Raw genomic sequence first — 18,341 nt, 5'->3', positions numbered from 1 at the left:
CGTGGATCGAACCGGGAGCGTCGCCTGCTTGTGTCGGCGCTGTCATGTCGGAGGTGGCCATGCCGGAGCAGGTCGGCCAGGCCGTCGCCCGCGAGCGCCTCCGGGCGCGGCTCGTCGAGCTGCGCCGGTTGAGCGGGCTCAGCCCCGACGCGGTCACCTCGCGCACCCACTGGTCACTGTCCAAGTTGAACAGAATCGAGACCGGCGCGGTCACCGTGCAGCCGCTGGACGCACAGGCGCTGCTGCAGATCTACGGCATCGACGACCCGGGTGAGGTCGCCAACCTCACCGATCTCGCGATCACGGCACGGCGCCGGCAGTGGTGGAGCGGGTTCCAGCTCGAGCCCGAGGTCCGCGACTTCGTCGCGTACGAGAGCACGGCCTCGCGCATCACGACCTATCAGGCGCTGCACATTCCCGACCTGATGCAGACCGAGGCGTACGCGAGAACGGCGCTCACCGCCGCGGCCGGCAAGAAGCCCGACGACCCCGCCGTGCAGGGCGCCCTCGAGCTGCTGCAGCGACGCCAGACCGAGGTCGCCGCGCGCCGCCCCGAGATTCAGGCCGTGCTCGACGGCGCGGTGCTCGAGCGGCGGGTCGGCGGCAGCCGGGTGATGCGCGCCCAGCTCGACCGGCTGGTCGAGGTGATCGGCGAGGGCTTGATGCGCATAGTCGTGGTGCCGTTGCGGCACGGCCTGATCCCCGGCCCGGGCGGCGGCTTCGAGCTACTCGGCTTTCCCGGCGTGGAAGACCCCGATGTGGTCTTCGTCGAGTCCCCGGTGCGCAACCTGCTGGTCCGCGACAAAGACGTGATCGCCGGGTACCACGACGCCGCCGACACGCTGATCGATTCCGGCCTCACCCGCGACGCCGCGATCCGCGAGATCCGCCGGGTGCGCAACGACCTGTAGGTCTACCCGCCGCGGACGATCGTGCGCAGCGGGGGAAACCCGTTGAAACCCACCGACGCGTAGGTCGCCGTGTACGCGCCGGTGCCGTGGATCCGCACGATGTCGCCGGGGCGCAGCGCCATCGGCAGGTCGTACGTGGTGTTCTGATAGAGGATGTCGACGCTGTCGCAGGTCGGGCCGGCCAGGATCACCGGGCCGGTGCGGGTGCCGTCGTACGTGGTGGTCATCCGGTACTGGATCGCTTCGTCCTCGGTCTCGGCGAGCCCGCCGAAGCGGCCCACGTCGAGGTACACCCAGCGGGGCTCGTCCGCGTAGGACTTGCGGGAGACCAGCACGACCTCGGTGTGCAGCACACCGCAGGGCGCCGCGACGTAGCGCCCGGGCTCGATCATCAGCGACGGCCGGAGATCTCCGAAGTACCGGGCGACGGCGCCCTCGATCGCGGAAGCGTAGGCGGAGATGGGCAGGGCGGGCGCCAGGTAGTCGACCGGAAACCCGCCGCCGCAGTTGAGCAGCCGCAGCTCGATCCCCTCCGACCGCAGCTTGGCGTAGAGCGCCGCCGCGTCGGCGATGCTCGGCTCCCAGCGACCCGGGTCGAGTTGCTGCGACCCGACGTGAAAGCAGATGCCCGCGGGGTCGAGCCCGTGCCGCGCCGCCCACCGGATCAGGTCGATCGCCATCTCGGGCGCGCAGCCGAACTTGCGGCTCAGCGGCCATCGGGCGCCCTTGCTGGAGGCCAGCACCCGGCAGATCACCCGGGAGCCGGGGGCGTGCTCGGCCAGCTTCTCCACCTCGCCGATGCTGTCGAAGGCGAAGGTCCGGACACCTCTGCCGTACGCGTACGCGATGTCGTCGGATTTCTTGATGGTGTTGCCGAACGACAGGGTGGACGGGATCGCGCCCGAGGACAGGCAGAGGTCGACCTCGTTGCGGCTGGCCACGTCGAAATGGCAGCCGGCCGCCACCAGCTCGCGCACCAGAAGCGGCTCGGGATTGGCCTTCACCGCGTAGTAGACCGGCGTGCCGGGGAAGGCCGCCGCGATACGGCGGTACTGCGCAACGGCCACCGCAATGTCGATCAGCAGATACGGAGTATCCATCAGTGGAACGGCTCGCCGAAGGTCTCCCGGATCCGGTAGAGATCGCGTAACCGGGGTTCGGTGCTCCCGGCCACCCAGCGGCTGATCGTCTTGGTCGACACGTCGAGCCTCCGGGCGGCGGCCTCCATGGTGAGGCCTTCCTCGCGAAGCCGGCCGGCCAGCCAGAGAGCGAAGCTCGTGCGCTCCGACGGGCCCGGCGAGAGAGGCGCGACCGGGGCGCGGGGCGCCGGAACGTGCGCGGCCGGCGCGACGACCGCGGGGACCCGGACCGGCGCGATATCGGGAGCGAACAGCACGTCGACCTCGGCGCTCTCGGGGAAGATGCGCAGCGAGACCTGGATGGCGCCGGCCTCGCCGGCGGCGTCGAGAAGCACCTCGGCGACGCGCTCACAGAGGACACGGATGTCGTCGTCGGAAACGGGGCTGCCGGTCAGCTGCCGGCGCACGAAATCGCGGACGTCGGGCAACGCGGCCGGTCGCGCGGGAAACGCCTGCGCGACCACCTCGATGGGCAGGATCTCGATGTTCTCCACCGTCGGCCCTTCGGGAGAGAGATTGCCGTCAACGCGAGAGCTTACGGTGACCGGACGTACCCGATCGAGTGATGTCGAGGTTTCGCGTTCGCCGGGACGGGCGTAGCGTCGCCCCCGTCTCGGCCCTGGATCGGATGGTGACGGCGGGTGACTACCTCGCCAGCGGACGAGGATGAGCGTGTGCTGCACATCCTCTGGATGAATGGCGGCCTGAGCTGCGACGGCGAGTCGGTGGCGCTGACCGCCGCGACCCAGCCGAGCATCGAGGAGATCGTGGCCGGCGCCCTGCCCGGGCTGCCGCCGATCGCCATGCATTGGCCCTATTTCGACTTCGAGAGCGGACCCGACGGCAGCGAGGGCAGCTTCATCGAGTGGTGGCACCGGGCCGACCGGGGCGAGCTCGAGCCGTTCATCCTCATCGTCGAGGGCTCGGTTCCCGATGAGAGCAACAAGGCCGAGGGCTACTGGAGCGGCTTCGGCAACGACCCGGAGACCGGGCAGCCGATCCCGGCCGGGGAGTGGCTGACCCGGCTGGCGCCCAAGGCCACGGCTGTGATGGCGGTGGGCACCTGCGCGGCGTACGGCGGGGTGCACGCCATGGCCGGCAACCCGACCGGCGCCCGGGGCGTGCCCGACTTCCTGGGCTGGGACTGGGCGTCGAAGGCGGGGCTGCCGATCGTCTGCGTGCCGGGCTGCCCCACGCACCCCGACAACCTGACCGAGACGATCCTGCATCTGCTCTACCAGGTGGCCGGGCAGGCGCCGGAGATCTCGCTGGACGAGTCGCTGCGGCCGCGCTGGCTGTTCGAGTCGACCGTGCACTCCGGCTGCGACCGGGCGTCCTACTACGACCAGAACGATTTCGCGAGCGGGTACGGATCGACGAACTGCCTGGTGAAGGTGGGTTGCTGGGGTCAGGTCGTGCGTTGCAACGTGGCCAAGCGCGGCTGGATCAACGGCGTGGGAGGTTGCCCGAACGTGGGCGGCATCTGCATCGCGTGCACGATGCCGGGCTTCCCCGACAAGTTCATGCCGTTCATGGAGTCGGCCACGTCCGAGCCGGACAGCCCGGCCGGGTACGCGCCTCTGATCCGTACGCTGCGGGGCTTCACCTTGCGCGTCGCGACCCATTGAGCCCTAGTCGCCTGCTATCCCCCGGGAGCACGACGCGGTTCCGAACCCGGTGGACACAACTGTCCGGTTCGGGCGCTGACCTGGGGGTTTTGCATGATCGGACAGTAGAGGATCCGAACCACAACTGGGTGGACAGCACTGGGGCTGGCGCCCTCCTCCCGCCGTCGTGCAGCCTGGTGACCGGGCCGGACACCACCGGCTACCCAGCGTGACGACGACTCAAGAGGTGGGACTGCCTTGCTCTGGCAACGATTGACAGCGCGGCGCGCACTGACGGCGATACCGGTGGAATGCACTCGCGGCGCCTCCTCCGTCCGGTCCCACGTTCCCATGGTCTTCCGCGAGCCCGAGGCCGGCTGGTGGGATGCGCAGACCCGGGCCACGGTGACCGTCGCCGCGGTCCGCGAGGGCGACGCCGCCTGGCACCCCGAGATGGTGATGAACAGCCTGGCCGAGATCGCCGCCGGCGAGGAACTGCTCGTGGTCTTCGGGTCGAACGCCCGCTCGGTGCAGCACGCGATGGTCGCCGACCTGCGGAGCCGGATTCCCCGGCATGAGGTCGTCGCCATGCGGGTGCGGCACCGGCACGGCGACCTGCTCCGCGACGCGGCCGCCGTGGAGCGGCTGCTCGACGCCGGCAACGTCCCGGTGGTGGTCACGTCGGTCTCCACGATGCACGAGGTGACCGCCGAGATCGCCAGTTACCTGCGGGCCGACCGGGTCCTGAGGGTGCTGCGCACGCTCGCGGGCGCCGAGCTCTACCAGGTGTGGCGCCGCAGCCCCGCGCCGAGCCTCAACTGAGAACCCACCGGTACCAGGCGTCGAGGTTCTCCCCCTTGGTCGCGGACAGCGCCAGGACCTCGGCCTTCGGATTGACCGAGGCGACATGCGAACGGCAGGCGTCGAGGTCGAAGTCGACGTACGGCAAGAGGTCCACTTTGTTCACCACAATCAGATCGGCAGCAGCGAACATGTATGGATACTTCAAGGGCTTGTCGGTCCCCTCGGTCACCGAGATGATCACAACCCGCCCCCGCTCCCCCAAGTCGAACAACGCCGGACAGACCAGGTTCCCCACGTTCTCGACGAAGAGCAGCGCGCCCCGCTCCGGCGCCAAGCGGTCGATGGCGTCGCGCAACATGGCCGCGTCAAGGTGGCAGCCGGCGCCGGTGTTGACCTGCACCACCGGGCAGCCGGCGCGGCGGATGCGCTCGGCGTCGAGCCGCGTCTCCTGATCGCCCTCGACGACCGCGACCGGTCTGACTTTGATCTCGCTGATGGTTCGCTCGAGCAGGGTGGTCTTTCCTGACCCGGGCGAGCTCATCAGGTTGATCGCGGCTATCTCGCGCGATTCCAGAAATATCCGGTTTGCGGCTGCCAGCTCGTCGTTCCGGGCCAGGACCTTCTGCTCGAGAGTGATCTCCACGGGCGAGTGCTCGTGCGAGTGAGAGTGGCCGCATCCACACGTTGCGCACATCGGGGTCAGCCCACCTCCATCGAAACGATCTGAAGCTCGCGCCCGGCCGTGACGGCCAGGTCGGCGCTGCCGCAGGGGCACAGCAGGATCGGATCTGCCAGCACGACCTCCGCCCCACAGGTGCGGCACCGCGCCTCCCCCGCGCGCTCCTCGATCTCGAGTCGAGCGCCCTCCGCGACTGTTCCCTCGGTCGCCAGGTCGAAGCAGAAAAGCATGGCCCGCGGCACCACAGCGGTCAGCTTTCCAATGCGGACGGTCACGCGTCGCACAGGACGTCCGTCGGCACGCTCGCATACAGCGTCCACGATGTTCTCCGCGATCGCGAGCTCGTGCATGGGTATGACCTCGATGTACGGAACGGATTGACATTGTCACACGCCGCAGGACTACTGTGTTACCTGCCTCACACGTACGGGCCGAGCGTCGACCCCACTGCCGCAGGGGTCAGGGACGACCCCGGAAAGATGGGTCTTCCATGCCAGACGATCCCCTCATCCATGTCTTGTGGATCAATGCGGGCCTGAGCTGCGACGGAGACTCGGTCGCGCTGACCGCCGCCACCCAGCCCAGCGTCGAGGAGATCGCCCTCGGTGCGCTGCCCGGCCTCCCGCGCATCGCGATGCACTGGCCGCTGATCGACTTCGAGTGCGGACCGACCGGCGGCGCCGACGACTTCCTGGAATGGTTCTTCAAGGCCGACCGCGGCGAGCTCGAGCCGTTCGTGCTGGTCGTCGAGGGATCGATTCCGGACGAGTCGCTGCACGCGGAGGGGTACTGGTGCGGGTTCGGCAACAACCCGGCGACCGACCAGCCGATGACGACGAGTGAGTGGCTCGATCGGCTGACGCCCAAGGCGACGGCGGTGGTGGCGGTCGGCACCTGCGCGACATACGGCGGCATCCACGCCATGGCCGGCAACCCGACCGGCGCCATGGGCGTCCCCGATTACCTGGGCTGGCAGTGGAAGTCGAAGGCCGGCATCCCGATCGTCTGCGTGCCGGGCTGCCCGATCCAGCCCGACAACCTGGCCGAGACGCTGACCTACCTGCTGTACCAGGCCACCGGCCAGGCGCCGATGATCCCGCTGGATGACGCGCTGCGCCCGACCTGGCTGTTCGGCGCCACCGTGCACGAGGGCTGCGACCGGGCCGGCTACTACGAGCAGGCCGACTTCGCCACCGAATACGGCTCCCCCAAGTGCATCGTCAAGATGGGCTGCTGGGGCCCGGTCGTGAAGTGCAACGTGCCCAAGCGCGGCTGGCTCAACGGCGTCGGCGGCTGCCCCAACGTGGGCGGCATCTGCATCGGCTGCACCATGCCCGGCTTCCCCGACAAGTTCATGCCGTTCATGGACGAGCCGCCCGGCGGCCGGTTCTCCACCACGGCCGTCGGCTGGTACGGCACCACGATCAAGCGGCTCCGCGCGATCACCACGCACACCCTGGACCAGGAGCCCAAGTGGCGCCGCAAAAAGGTGGGGGCACGAGCATGACCTCCGAGTTGGTGGAGATGTCCTGGGATCCGATCACCCGGATCGTCGGAAGCCTGGGCATCTACACCAAGATCGACTTCGCCAACAAGGTCGTGGCCGAGTGCAAGAGCACCAGCTCGATCTTCCGCGGCTACTCGATCTTCATGAAGGGCAAGGACCCGCGGGACGCCCACTTCATCACCAGCCGCATCTGCGGCATCTGCGGCGACAACCACGCCACCTGCTCCTGCTACGCGCAGAACATGGCGTACGGCGTGAAGCCCCCGCACCTGGCTGAGTGGATCGTGAACCTCGGCGAGGCGGCCGAGTACATGTTCGACCACAACATCTTCCAGGAGAACCTGGTCGGGGTCGACTACTGCGAGAAGATGGTCGCCGAGACCAACCCGGGCGTGCTCGAGCGGGCCAACCGCACCGAGTCGCCGCACGCCGGCATGCACGGCTATCGCACCATCGGCGACATCATGCGCTCGCTGAACCCGTTCACCGGCGAGTTCTACCGCGAGGCGCTGCAGGTCAGCCGCATGACGCGGGAGATGTTCTGCCTCATGGAGGGCCGGCACGTCCACCCCTCGACGCTCTACCCAGGCGGGGTCGGCACGGTCGCCACGGTCCAGCTGATGACCGACTACCTGACCCGGCTCATGCGGTACGTCGAGTTCATGAAGAAGGTCGTCCCGATGCACGACGACCTGTTCGACTTCTTCTACGAGGCGCTGCCCGGCTACGAGATGGTCGGCAACCGCCGCATCATGCTCGGCTGCTGGGGCTCCTTCCAGGACCCGGAGAACTGCAACTTCAAGTACGCGGACATGACCGACTGGGGTCGCAAGATGTACGTGACCCCGGGCATCGTCGTGGACGGCAACCTGATCACCACCGACCTCGTCGAGATCAACCTGGGCATCCGCATCCTGCTCGGCTCCTCCTACTACGAGGACTGGACCGACCAGGAGATGTTCGTGACGCGCGACCCGCTGGGCAACCCGGTCGACCGTCGCCACCCGTGGAACCAGCACACCAACCCGCGGCCGCAGAAGCGCGACCTCGACGGCAAGTACAGCTGGGTGATGTCGCCGCGCTGGTACGACGGCACCGACTACCTGGCCCTCGACACCGGCGGCGGCCCGCTCGCGCGGCTGTGGACGACCGCCCTGGCCGGCCTGGTCGACATCGGCTACGTGCGGTCCACCGGCAGCAGCGTCAAGATCAATCTGCCGAAGACGGCGCTCAAACCCTCGGTCGAGTTCGAGTGGAAGATCCCGCGCTGGAGCAACACGATCGAGCGGAACCGCGCGAGGACCTACTTCCAGGCGTACGCGGCGGGTTGCGCTCTTCATTTCGCCGAGAAGGCGCTGGCCGAGATCCGGGCCGGACGCACCAAGACGTGGGAGCCGTTCGAGGTGCCCGACGAGGGCATCGGCTGCGGGTTCACCGAGGCGGTGCGGGGCGTGCTGTCGCACCACATGGTCATCCGGGACGGGAAGATCGCGAACTATCACCCGTACCCGCCGACGCCGTGGAACGCCAACCCGCGCGACAGCTACGGCACACCGGGGCCCTACGAGGACGCCGTCCAGGGGCAGCCGATCTTCGAGGAGAACGACCGGGAGCACTTCAAGGGCATCGACATCATGCGTACGGTGCGCAGCTTCGACCCCTGCCTGCCGTGCGGCGTGCACATGTACCTGGGCGGCGGCAAGAAGCTGGAGCTGGTGCACACCCCGACCCAGTCCGCCGGGGCCGAGTGAGTGGCCGGCAAGGACTGGCGTGAGTACGCCGCGCGCATCGACGTCCTCCTGCCCGCCGCGGGCGAGAACGGCGTGGAACTCGTACGCACCGTGGCCGACCTCTACGGCGCCGGGCTCGAGCGGATGCTCGACCTGCTGCACGAGCACGGCGCGCTGACCGACGAGGCGCTCGACGCGCTGGCCGGCGACGACCTGGTCGCCGGTCTGCTGCTCGTGCACGGCCTGCACCCGCACGACGCCCCGACCCGGATAGGCCTGGCACTGCGCGGCACTGGGGTCTCGCTGATCGAGGTCACCCCCGACGGCGTGTGCCGCTTGCGTGCCCAGCACCGTCCGCACGACATCGAGCGGCTGATCGAGTCGGTGGCGCCCGAGGTCACCTCGGTTGTCGTGGAGACCTTGAAACCGCTCATCCCGGTCTCTTCGCTGTTCATCCGGCCCGCCCAGGAAGCCGGCCCGGCATGAGGGATTCCCTGGCCACGCTCCGGCGGGTCGTCCGCAACCGCCCGGCTCTCGACCGGCCGGAACGCTGCGAGATGTGCGCCGTCACCATCCACCCGGCGCATGGGCACGTGGTCGATCTGCAGTCGCGGCAGCTGCTCTGCGCCTGCCGGCCGTGCTATCTGCTCTTCACCGACGACGCCGCGCACCTGCGCTATCGGGCGGTCCCCGACCGTTACCGGGCCGTCGGCAGGTTCCTCGACGAGCGGGCCTGGGACGAGTTGCAGATCCCGGTGGGCCTCGCGTTCCTGTTCCACAACTCGGCGCTGGGACGCATGGTCGCCCTCTACCCCGGTCCGGCCGGCGCCACCGAGTCCGAGCTGGACATGCCGATCGCCGCCGACCTGCGCCCAGACGTCGAGGCGCTGCTGCTGCGGCGCGGCCGGGACGGCTACCTGGTGCCGATCGACGTCTGCTACGAGCTGGTCGGGCGGCTGCGCACGCTGTGGCGGGGCTTCGACGGCGGGCAGGAGGCGCACGCCGCGGTCGAGGAGCTCTTCGAGCGCGTGAAGGTGAGGGCGTCGTGAGCGCGTACACCTTCTCGGTGCTGGATGTCGCCGCCGAGCCGTATGCGGCGTCCCCGCAGCTGACCTGCCGCCTGCGGATCGAGGAGTCCACCGGCCGCCGGGTGCACGCGATCGCGCTGCGCTGCCAGGTGCGCATCGAGCCGCAGCGCCGCCGCTACGACGACGCCGAGCACGACGCGCTGCGGGGGCTGTTCGGCGAGCGGGAACGCTGGGGCGACACACTGAAGCCCTTCCAGTGGATGCAGGCGAACGCGACCGTGCAGGGCTTCACCGGCGAGACCGAGACCGACCTGGCGCTGCCGTGCACCTACGACCTCGAAGTGGCCGGCACGCGCTACCTGCACGCGCTCGACGCCGGCGACGTGCCGCTCAACCTGCTGTTCTCCGGCACGATCTTCACGAAGGGCGCGACCGGCTTCGAGGTCGAGCAGGTGCCGTGGGCGTGCGAGGCGCGCTGGGCGCTGCCGGTGGCCGTCTGGCGCGACATGATCGACGCCTTCTTCCCGAACTCCGGATACGTGCTGGTCAGCGCCGACATGCTCAAGGAGTTGGCCACGTACCGGGCCCGCAACGACCTGATCAGCTGGGACGAGACGATGCGGCGCCTGCTCGACGCCGCCGCCGGGGACGCGCCATGACGGTCGAGGCGGCCCGGGCGGTCGCCGACGCCGTGCTCTACGAGGGATACCTGCTCTATCCCTACCGGGCGAGCGCGGCCAAGAATCGATCACGCTGGCAGTTCGGCGTGCTCGGTCCGCCGGCGGCGGCCTCGCCGGCCTTCGCGGAGGCGCCGGCCATGGCGATGCGGTGCCTGCTTTCCCCACGCGTACGGGGTGCCGCGCTGACCATCCGTCTCCGGTTCCTTCAGCTGCAGGCCCGCGAGGTCGTCGACGCGTCCGGCCAGCTTGTCCCCTCGTTGCGGCTCGGCGACGAGACCGTGCTCAGCTGGGACGAGGCCGTCGAGCACGAGCTCACCTTCGACTACGCCGTCCCCTCCCCCGCTGCGCCCTCCTCGCCCGACAAATCCGACTTCCCGGTCCTGGTGGCCGGCGGGGTCAGCGAGGAACCTATCGGCGCGGCCGGCCGGATCGTGCGCCGGAGGTGGCCCCTGACCGCACGGCTGCGTGTGCTCGCCGAGCGGGACGGCGCTTTCCTCCGGCTCACCGTCGAGGTCGCCAACGAGCACCCCGCACCGGTAGGCGACAAGGACGACGCGATCCGGCATTCGCTGCTCGGCGCCCACCTGCTGATCGAGGCGCACGACGCCACCTTCGTCTCGATGCAGGATCCGCCGCCCTCGGCCGCCGACGCCGCGGCGCGCTGCCTCCAGGAGCGGTGCTGGCCGGTGCTGGCCGGCTCGGACACGGTGCTGCTGGGCGCGCCGATCATCCTGTACGACAACCCGGCCGTCGCACCGCAGAGCCCCGGCGCTCTCTTCGACGCCACCGAGATCGACGAGATCCTCACCCTGCGGGTCATGACGATGACCGACGACGAGAAGGCCGAGGCCCGCGCCACCGACCCACGCGCCGCCACGATCGTCGACCGCTGCGACGCGCTCAGCCCGGCCGGCCTGCAGAGCCTGCACGGCACCCGGCTCGACGACACGCCGTGGTGGGACCCGGCCACCGACGACCCCGGCCCCGACTCGGTGCTGATCGCCGGGGTACGCGTCGGCAAGGGCAGCCGCGTCCGCGTGCACCCGTCGCGGCGAGCCGACGCGCAGGACCTCTTCTTCGCCGGCAAGGAGGCCCGGGTGACCGCCGTGGTCTCCGATGTGGACGGCGGCACGCACGTGGCCCTGGTGCTGGTCGACGACCCGGCGGCCGACCTGCACGACTGGTACGGCCGGTACCTCTACTTCGCTCCCGACGAGCTCGAACCCATTCCCGAGGGGAACTGATGCTGAAACTCATAGGCGCCCTGACCACCATCGCGGCCGCCGCGGCGGCCGCCTACGTGGCGACCCTCGTGGTCGATTCGCTGCCCGACATCCAGCGCTACCTCAAGATCAGGTCGATGTGAACATTCTGGTCGCCGGCATCGGCAACATCTTCTTCGGTGATGACGGCTTCGGCCCCGAGGTGGTCCGGCGGCTGCTCGCCGAGGGTCCGCCGCCGCCCCAGGTGCGGATCGTCGACTACGGCATCCGCGGCATGTTCCTCGCCTTCGACCTGCTCGGCGTCGACCGGCTCATCCTGGTCGACGCGCTGCCGGGCGACCAGACGCCGGGCGAGCTGGTCGTGCTCGAGATCGGGCCGGGCGACATCGAGCCCACCGACTTCGACGCCCACGCGATGAGCCCCGGTCGTGTGCTCGGCGCGGTCCGGAAGCTCGGCGAGAAGCTGCCGCCGACGTACCTGGTGGGCTGCCGGATCGACACGGCCTTCGAGGACATCGGCCTCACCCCGCGGGTGGCGGCGGCGGTCCCGGCGGCGATGGAGGCCGTGCACACGCTCATCGACCGCATCCTGGCCGCGCCCGACGACAGCGATCCCGCGACGTCCGGCGTTTATTCGCCGGTCGCCCAGATATTCCGCGAGACCCGGCCCGAGCCCAAGGGCGCGCTGCTCCCCCAGAAGGTCGAGTCACCCGAGGTTTGGGGGACCTGACATGTGCCTCGGCATTCCGGGTCAGGTCGTCGAGATCGTCGAGGGCTACGCGGGGCAGCTCGCGCTCGTCGACGTCGAGGGGGCCAAGCGGCGAGTCAACATCGGCATGCTCGACTCGCCGCCGGACCCGGGCGCCTGGGTACTGATCCACCTCGGCTTCGCCGTCGAGCTCATCGACGCGCGCGAGGCCGCACGGGCGATGAGCGGGCTCGAGCTGGTAGGTCAGGCCCGCCGGCTACGCCGCCGCTACACCGTGTCGGGGCTGGTGCAGGGGGTGGGGTTCCGGCCTTTCGCGTACGCGACCGCGTCGGCCCTCGCCCTGTCCGGCTCGGTGGCCAACACCGCCGACGGCGTGGTGACCGAGGTCGAGGGTGAGGCCGACGCCGTCCACTCGTACGGACAGCGGCTGCGCAACGACGCGCCGCCGCTCGCCATGGTGATCGGCGTGTTCTCGGAGGACCTGCCGCTGCAGGGCGGCACCGGCTTCACGATCGCGTCGTCGCACGGCGGCGAGGCACACACGCTGGCCTCGCCGGACGTGGCGATCTGCGCCGACTGCCTGCGCGAGCTGCGCGATCCGGCCGACCGCCGCTACCGGCACCCCTTCATCACCTGCACCAACTGCGGGCCACGTTTTACGATCATCAATTCCCTTCCGTACGACCGGCGCGCGACCACCATGGCCGGCTTCCCGATGTGCGCGGATTGCGAGGCCGAGTACGCGGATCCGGAGGACCGGCGCTTCCACGCCCAGCCGATCGCCTGCCCATCGTGCGGGCCGACCCTCGAGCTGGTGCCCCCTTCTTCCGAGAATCCGCTCGATGCGTGCCGGCGGCTGCTGGCGGAGGGACGGATCGTTGCGGTCAAGGGGCTCGGCGGGTACCACCTGGCCTGCGATGCGCGGAACGCCGCCGCGGTGGCCGAGTTGCGCCGGCGCAAGCAACGCGGGGGCAAGCCGTTCGCGGTGATGGTGGCCGATGTCGAGACCGCGCGACGGCTCGCGGCGCTGTCCGAGGGCGATGAGGAATTGCTCGACGACATCCGGCGGCCGATCGTGCTGGCGCCCCGGCGGGCGGACGCCGGAGTCGCGGACGAGGTCGCGCCGGACAACCCGGACCTCGGCATCATGCTGCCCTACACGCCGCTGCACGTGCTGCTGTTCGGGCTGCCCGGCGATCCGCCGGGGCCGGACGCGCTGGTGATGACCTCCGGGAACCTCTCGGGGGAACCGATCGTCACCGACGACGCCGCGGCGCTGGACAGGCTCGGGGCGCTGGCCGACGCGTGGCTGCGGCACGATCGGGGTATCCGGGTGCCCTGCGACGACTCGGTGAGCCGGCACGTCGCGGGGGCCGAGCTGCCGATCCGGCGGTCCCGGGGGTACGCGCCGCTGCCGCTCGCGCTCCCGTTCGAGGTGGCGCCGGTCCTGGCCGTCGGTGCGGATCTCAAGAACACGTGCGCGGTGGCGAGCGGGCGGTACGCGTGGCTCAGCCAGCACATCGGGGACATGGACGACCTGTCCACGATCGAGGCGCTCACCCGGACCGAGCGGCACCTCGAGGAACTGACCGGGGTGCGGCCGGAGACCGTGGTGGCGGACCTGCATCCGGGGTACCGGTCGAGCGACTGGGCCAGGACGCACGCGGACGGGCGGCCGGTGCGGTGGGTGCAGCATCATCACGCGCATGTCGCCTCGGTGATGGCGGAGCACGGGCTCGGACCGGACGAGCAGGTCATCGGCATCGCGTTCGACGGGACCGGGTACGGGCCGGACGGGGCGGTGTGGGGCGGCGAGATGCTCATCGCCGACTACAAGGACTACCGGCGCGCGGCCCGGCTCGGGTACGTGCCGCTCGCCGGCGGGGATGCGAGCGTGCTGCGCCCGTACCGGATGGCTCTCGCCCACCTGCATGCCGCCGGCGTGCCCTGGCACCCGGATCTCCCCGCGGTGCGAGCCTGCCGGCCCGCCGAGCGTGACCTGCTCGCGCGGCAGTTCGGCAGCGGCGCGGACTGCGTGCCGACCTCGAGCATGGGGCGGCTGTTCGACGCGGTGTCGTCGCTGGCCGGCATCCGGCACACCGTCGAGTACGAGGCGGAGGCGGCGATCCTCCTCGAGGGACAGGCGCGTTCCGGCGGGGCGCTGGATCACCCGTACTCCTTCGAATTGTGCGTGAGTCACGACGGCCCGGATGTCGCCGACGCCGGACCGGTTATTCGTCAGGTCGCGCGCGATGTGTTGCATGGCGTGGCGGCGCCGGTAGTGGCGGCCCGGTTCCACGCGGCGGTGGCCGCGCTGATCGGGCAGATGGCCGAACGCGGGCGGGAAAGGTTCGGCATCGATGTGGTCGTGCTCGGCGGCGGGGTGTTCCAGAACGCGCTGCTGATCGAGGCGGCGCTGCGCGAACTGGGGGAACGTGGCTTCACGGCGCTGCGGCCGCGGCTGCTGCCACCGAACGACGGCGGCATCGCCCTGGGCCAGCTCGTGATCGGTTCCGTGTGAATCGGCTCTCTGTTAGGAGGTCCCATGTGTCTGGCGGTTCCCGGGCGCATTCTGCGCATCGCCGAGGCCGACGGCGTGCCGATGGCCGAGGTCGATTTCGGCGGCGTGCGCAAGAGCGTCTGCCTTCAATACGTTCCGGACGCGACGGTCGGCGAGTACGTGGTCGTGCATGTCGGCTTCGCCATTCAGCTGCTCGACGAGGAGTCCGCGCGGCAGACGCTCGTGAATTTCGGGAAGATGGGCATTCTCGAGGAGGAGTTCGGTGAAATACCTCGATGAGTTCGGCAACCCCGCGCTGGCCAAGCGGCTGGTCGAGGAGATCCACGCCGTGACGACCCGCCCCTGGGCGATGATGGAGGTCTGTGGCGGGCAGACCCACTCGATCATCCGGCACGGGATCGACCAACTGCTGCCCGCCGGGGTCGAAATGATCCACGGGCCGGGATGCCCGGTGTGCGTGACGCCGCTCGAGATGATCGACAAGGCGCTCGCGATCGCCGCTCAGCCGGGCGTCATCTTCTGCTCGTTCGGCGACATGCTGCGGGTGCCGGGCAGCAGCCAGGATCTGTTCGGGGTGAAGAGCGCGGGCGGGGACGTCCGGGTGGTGTACTCGCCGCTCGACGCCTTGAAGATCGCCCGCGAGAACCCGGAGCGGCAGGTGGTGTTCTTCGGGATCGGGTTCGAGACCACGGCGCCGGCCAATGCGATGACGGTCTATCAGGCGCGGCGGCTCGGGGTCCCGAACTTCTCGCTGCTCGTCTCGCACGTGCTGGTGCCGCCGGCGATCGCGGCCATCATGGAATCGCCGGTCTGCCGGGTGCAGGCGTTTCTCGCGGCCGGTCACGTGTGCAGCGTGATGGGTACCCGGGAGTACCCGCCGCTCGCCTCTCGCTACCAGGTGCCGATCGTGGTGACCGGATTCGAGCCGCTCGACATTCTCGAAGGAATCCGGCGGACGGTCGTGCAGCTCGAAGCCGGGCGGCACGAGGTGGAGAACGCCTATCCGCGGGCGGTGCGGGACGACGGAAATCCGGCGGCCATGGAGATGCTGCGGGACGTCTTCGAGGTGACCGATCGGACGTGGCGCGGCATCGGGATGATTCCGGACAGTGGCTGGCGGCTCTCGTCGCGGTATCGGGAATTCGATGCCGAGCAGCGGTTCGCGGTCACCGGCATCAAGACGTCGGAGTCGCCGCTGTGCCGGTCCGGCGAGGTGCTTCAGGGACTCATCAAGCCGCATCAATGCTCGGCGTTCGGGAAACAGTGCACGCCGCGGAACCCGCTCGGGGCGACGATGGTGTCGTCCGAGGGGGCGTGCGCGGCCTACTACGCCTATCGGCGGCTCGACCTGGTGCAGATCTCATGATTGATTTCGAGGGCTGGAGCTGCCCGGTGCCGCTGCGGGACACGCCGCAGGTGGTGATGGGGCACGGCGGCGGCGGGGCGATGTCGGGCGAGTTGGTCGAGCATCTGTTCCTGCCGGCGTACGGGTCGGCGGTGTCGCTCGCCGACAGCGCGGTGGTGCCGTTGCTGGGCGGGCGGATAGCGCTGTCCACCGACTCGTACGTCGTGAAGCCGATGTTCTTCCCGGGCGGCTCGATCGGGGACCTGGCCGTGAACGGGACGATCAACGATCTGGCCATGTCGGGGGCTTCGCCGCTGTATCTGTCGATCGCCTTCATCCTGCAGGAGGGAACGCCGCTCGCCACGGTGGGCAAGATCGCCACGGCGGTCGGCGAGGCGGCCACGGCGGCGGGGGTGCAGATCGTCACCGGGGACACGAAGGTGGTGGACAACGGGAGCGGGGACGGGGTCTACCTGAACACCACCGGGGTGGGCGTCGTGGACCCGGGGGTGACGATCTCGCCCGCCCGGGCCGCGCCCGGCGACGTGGTGATCATCAGCGGCGACATCGGCGTGCACGGTGTAGCGGTGATGAGCGTGCGCGCGGGCCTCGAGTTCGAGACGACCGTGGCGAGCGACACGGCGCCGCTGCACGGGCTGGTGGCGGCGATGCTGGCGTCGGGGGCCGACGTGCACGTCCTGCGGGATCCGACCCGGGGCGGGGTTGCGGCGTCGCTGAACGAACTGGCCCGGGCCGCGAAGGTGGGTGTCCTGCTGGAGGAGACGTCGTTGCCGATTCCGGCGTCGGTGGCGGACGCGTGCAGTCTGCTCGGGCTCGATCCGTTGCAGGTGGCCAACGAGGGGAAGCTGCTGGCGTTCGTGCCCTCCGATGACGCTTCCGCCGCGCTGGAAGCCATGCGGAATCACCCGCTCGGAGCGGGGGCCCGGGTGATCGGGCGGTGCGTCGAGGAGCACCCGGGGATGGTGGTGGCGCGGACCGCCCTCGGGGGGACTCGGGTGGTCAACATGCCTATCGGCGAACAGCTGCCGCGGATCTGCTGAGTCATGTCGGATTCGGGGGCGTTGCTGTTCGCCCGGTATGCGTATCCACCCAATGAGCTGGGGTATTGCGGGCCGGACGGGGCCGCGGCGATGTTGCGCTCGGATCTGCCGGGGGAGATCGCTCGGCGGGCTCAGGGGTTCGAGGGGGCCTGGGCTTATCTCGAGTACCTCAGCCGGATTGCTTCTCCGGAGTTCGGGGACGCGCTCGACCCGGCGGTCGTCGAGGCCTATTGGATTGGCAACTCCCTGCTCGACCCCTCCGATTTTCCGGATTTATTGCCATATCTTCGGGAGCGGTTTGCGGGGCAGCGCGGTGGCACCTGGGAGTCCGCCTCCGATCGCGCCATTCCGCATCACAGCTTCCACGTCTTCGGGGTCTATCCCTGGGCGGCGCTGCTGCGGCGGACCGGCAACCCGACGGCCGTGTCGGTGCTGGACCGGTGCCGGATCCGTACGGGGAAGGTGCTCGCCGTGCGTGGCGAGACGGCCACCGTGACCTCTCGCCCGCTGGTCTGGGACGGGTCGGCGCTTGCACCCGGGCGGCCGCGCGAGGAGGAGGTGGCCTGGTCGGCGGGTGGACGATCGCTGCTCGCGGGCCTCTCCCCCGGCGATCGGGTGGCGCTGCACTGGGACTGGGTCTGCGACGTGATCACCCCGGAGCAGGCCGCCCGGACCGAGTCGCTGGAGGAGCGGCAGCGGCAGGCGCTGTTCCCCGAAACTTGTCATACCCCCGGTCTAGCGTCAGCCCCATGACAACCCTCGAAGGCCGCTCCCGGTCCGCCCTCCTCGTCATCGACGTGCAGAAATCCGTGGTCGCCCAGGCGCACGACCGCGACGCCATCGTCGCCAACATCGTCACGGCGATCGACAAGGCGCGCGCCGCCGACGTCCCCGTCGTCTGGGTGCAACACAGCGACGGCAACATGCCGAAAGACAGCGAGGGCTGGCAACTGGCGCCCGAGATGTCCCGAGCCGGCGACGAGGCCCTGGTGCACAAGCGCTACGGCGACTCGTTCGAAGACACCGACCTCGAATCCGTGCTCGCCGCCGCCCAGATCGGCCACCTCTTCGTCTCCGGGGCCCAGAGCGACGCCTGCGTCCGCTCGACCCTGCACGGCGCTTTCACCCGCGGCTACGACACCACCCTGGTCTCCGACGCCCACACCACCGAAGACCTCAGCTCCTACGGCGCGCCCACCCCCGACAAGGTGATCGCCCACACCAACCTGTACTGGCAGTACCACGCGGCCCCCGGCCGCGTCGCCGGCACGGTGACGACGGCCGACATCGATTTCAAACCCTGACGGGCGCCACCGCGGGGCCTGGCAGCGTCGCGGCGGTTTCAAACCCTGACCGGCCGCCACCGCGTGGCCTCGCAGCGCCGCGGCGGTTTCAAA

Annotated in this window: 21 protein-coding genes; 17 read left to right on the top strand and 4 right to left on the bottom strand. The window is 70.0% G+C overall.

Features of this window, described 5'->3' with window-relative positions; genetic code table 11:
* The first annotated feature begins 59 nt into the window (after positions 1-59).
* Positions 60-911, top strand: a complete 852-nt coding sequence (locus ACIA5D_RS13040) for a helix-turn-helix domain-containing protein (RefSeq protein WP_396030074.1) — start codon at positions 60-62, stop codon at positions 909-911.
* Between the two features lie 2 nt (positions 912-913).
* Here ACIA5D_RS13040 and ACIA5D_RS13035 read toward each other — a convergent pair whose 3' ends face one another.
* A complete protein-coding gene (locus ACIA5D_RS13035; RefSeq protein WP_396030073.1) occupies positions 914-2,011 on the bottom strand; it encodes a type III PLP-dependent enzyme in 1,098 nt (365 codons plus the stop codon).
* On the bottom strand, positions 2,011-2,544 hold the full coding sequence (locus ACIA5D_RS13030; RefSeq protein WP_396030072.1) for a helix-turn-helix domain-containing protein: 534 nt from the start codon (positions 2,542-2,544) through the stop codon (positions 2,011-2,013). The genes ACIA5D_RS13035 and ACIA5D_RS13030 overlap by 1 nt, the downstream gene beginning before the upstream one ends.
* 147 nt (positions 2,545-2,691) lie before the next feature.
* Between ACIA5D_RS13030 and ACIA5D_RS13025 the strand changes: the two genes are divergently transcribed.
* A complete protein-coding gene (locus ACIA5D_RS13025) occupies positions 2,692-3,678 on the top strand; it encodes a hydrogenase expression protein HypE (protein ID WP_396030071.1) in 987 nt (328 codons plus the stop codon).
* 330 nt (positions 3,679-4,008) lie between these two features.
* A complete protein-coding gene (locus ACIA5D_RS13020; protein ID WP_396030070.1) occupies positions 4,009-4,479 on the top strand; it encodes a hypothetical protein in 471 nt (156 codons plus the stop codon).
* Here the strand turns inward: ACIA5D_RS13020 and hypB are convergent.
* Both hypB and hypA read right to left on the bottom strand, forming a co-directional pair.
* Positions 4,472-5,155 (bottom strand): hydrogenase nickel incorporation protein HypB, encoded by a 684-nt coding sequence (gene hypB, locus ACIA5D_RS13015; protein WP_396030352.1) that lies wholly within the window; start codon positions 5,153-5,155, stop codon positions 4,472-4,474. The genes ACIA5D_RS13020 and hypB overlap by 8 nt on opposite strands.
* A 5-nt stretch (positions 5,156-5,160) precedes the next feature.
* Positions 5,161-5,490: a hydrogenase maturation nickel metallochaperone HypA gene (gene hypA / locus ACIA5D_RS13010; protein ID WP_396030069.1), complete on the bottom strand. Its 330-nt coding sequence runs from the start codon at positions 5,488-5,490 to the stop codon at positions 5,161-5,163.
* Positions 5,491-5,630: 140 nt separating this feature from the next.
* Here hypA and ACIA5D_RS13005 point away from each other — a divergent pair, with 140 nt between their 5' ends.
* Genes ACIA5D_RS13005 through ACIA5D_RS12940 form a run of 14 tightly spaced genes read left to right on the top strand, consistent with a single transcriptional unit; the run spans position 5,631 to position 18,248 of the window.
* Positions 5,631-6,647, top strand: coding sequence for a hydrogenase expression protein HypE (locus tag ACIA5D_RS13005; protein WP_396030068.1), 1,017 nt, complete (start codon positions 5,631-5,633; stop codon positions 6,645-6,647).
* The gene (locus tag ACIA5D_RS13000; protein WP_396030067.1) at positions 6,644-8,398 is read left to right on the top strand and encodes a nickel-dependent hydrogenase large subunit; all 1,755 of its coding nucleotides are present in this window, start codon (positions 6,644-6,646) and stop codon (positions 8,396-8,398) included. Before ACIA5D_RS13005 ends, ACIA5D_RS13000 begins: the two co-directional genes overlap by 4 nt.
* Positions 8,399-8,863 carry a hypothetical protein gene (locus tag ACIA5D_RS12995; protein WP_396030066.1) on the top strand — a complete coding sequence of 155 codons (465 nt, stop codon included), beginning with the start codon at positions 8,399-8,401 and terminating at the stop codon, positions 8,861-8,863.
* Positions 8,860-9,426, top strand: a complete 567-nt coding sequence (locus ACIA5D_RS12990) for a DUF5947 family protein (RefSeq protein WP_396030065.1) — start codon at positions 8,860-8,862, stop codon at positions 9,424-9,426. The genes ACIA5D_RS12995 and ACIA5D_RS12990 overlap by 4 nt, the downstream gene beginning before the upstream one ends.
* Complete coding sequence (locus ACIA5D_RS12985) at positions 9,423-10,064, top strand: DUF6084 family protein (protein ID WP_396030064.1); 642 nt, start codon at positions 9,423-9,425, stop codon at positions 10,062-10,064. The genes ACIA5D_RS12990 and ACIA5D_RS12985 overlap by 4 nt, the downstream gene beginning before the upstream one ends.
* On the top strand, positions 10,061-11,329 hold the full coding sequence (locus tag ACIA5D_RS12980; protein WP_396030063.1) for a hypothetical protein: 1,269 nt from the start codon (positions 10,061-10,063) through the stop codon (positions 11,327-11,329). Before ACIA5D_RS12985 ends, ACIA5D_RS12980 begins: the two co-directional genes overlap by 4 nt.
* Positions 11,329-11,451 carry a DUF6893 family small protein gene (locus ACIA5D_RS12975; RefSeq protein ID WP_396030062.1) on the top strand — a complete coding sequence of 41 codons (123 nt, stop codon included), beginning with the start codon at positions 11,329-11,331 and terminating at the stop codon, positions 11,449-11,451. Before ACIA5D_RS12980 ends, ACIA5D_RS12975 begins: the two co-directional genes overlap by 1 nt.
* On the top strand, positions 11,448-12,038 hold the full coding sequence (locus ACIA5D_RS12970) for a hydrogenase maturation protease (RefSeq protein ID WP_396030061.1): 591 nt from the start codon (positions 11,448-11,450) through the stop codon (positions 12,036-12,038). The genes ACIA5D_RS12975 and ACIA5D_RS12970 overlap by 4 nt, the downstream gene beginning before the upstream one ends.
* A gap of 1 nt (position 12,039) precedes the next feature.
* Positions 12,040-14,538, top strand: coding sequence for a carbamoyltransferase HypF (gene hypF / locus ACIA5D_RS12965; protein WP_396030060.1), 2,499 nt, complete (start codon positions 12,040-12,042; stop codon positions 14,536-14,538).
* A 24-nt stretch (positions 14,539-14,562) separates the two neighbouring features.
* Positions 14,563-14,817, top strand: a complete 255-nt coding sequence (locus tag ACIA5D_RS12960) for a HypC/HybG/HupF family hydrogenase formation chaperone (protein ID WP_396030059.1) — start codon at positions 14,563-14,565, stop codon at positions 14,815-14,817.
* Positions 14,801-15,904 carry a hydrogenase formation protein HypD gene (gene hypD / locus ACIA5D_RS12955; RefSeq protein ID WP_396030058.1) on the top strand — a complete coding sequence of 368 codons (1,104 nt, stop codon included), beginning with the start codon at positions 14,801-14,803 and terminating at the stop codon, positions 15,902-15,904. The genes ACIA5D_RS12960 and hypD overlap by 17 nt, the downstream gene beginning before the upstream one ends.
* Positions 15,901-16,944 carry a hydrogenase expression/formation protein HypE gene (hypE, locus tag ACIA5D_RS12950; protein WP_396030057.1) on the top strand — a complete coding sequence of 348 codons (1,044 nt, stop codon included), beginning with the start codon at positions 15,901-15,903 and terminating at the stop codon, positions 16,942-16,944. The genes hypD and hypE overlap by 4 nt, the downstream gene beginning before the upstream one ends.
* Positions 16,945-16,947: 3 nt before the next feature.
* Positions 16,948-17,697 carry a DUF6390 family protein gene (locus ACIA5D_RS12945; RefSeq protein WP_396030056.1) on the top strand — a complete coding sequence of 250 codons (750 nt, stop codon included), beginning with the start codon at positions 16,948-16,950 and terminating at the stop codon, positions 17,695-17,697.
* Positions 17,694-18,248: an isochorismatase family protein gene (locus tag ACIA5D_RS12940; protein WP_396030055.1), complete on the top strand. Its 555-nt coding sequence runs from the start codon at positions 17,694-17,696 to the stop codon at positions 18,246-18,248. Before ACIA5D_RS12945 ends, ACIA5D_RS12940 begins: the two co-directional genes overlap by 4 nt.
* Positions 18,249-18,341 lie beyond the last annotated feature (93 nt).

The organism is Actinoplanes sp. NPDC051513, from assembly GCF_044454685.1.
Lineage (GTDB): Bacteria > Actinomycetota > Actinomycetes > Mycobacteriales > Micromonosporaceae > Actinoplanes.
This window is presented reverse-complemented; position numbering and strand designations above follow the sequence as displayed.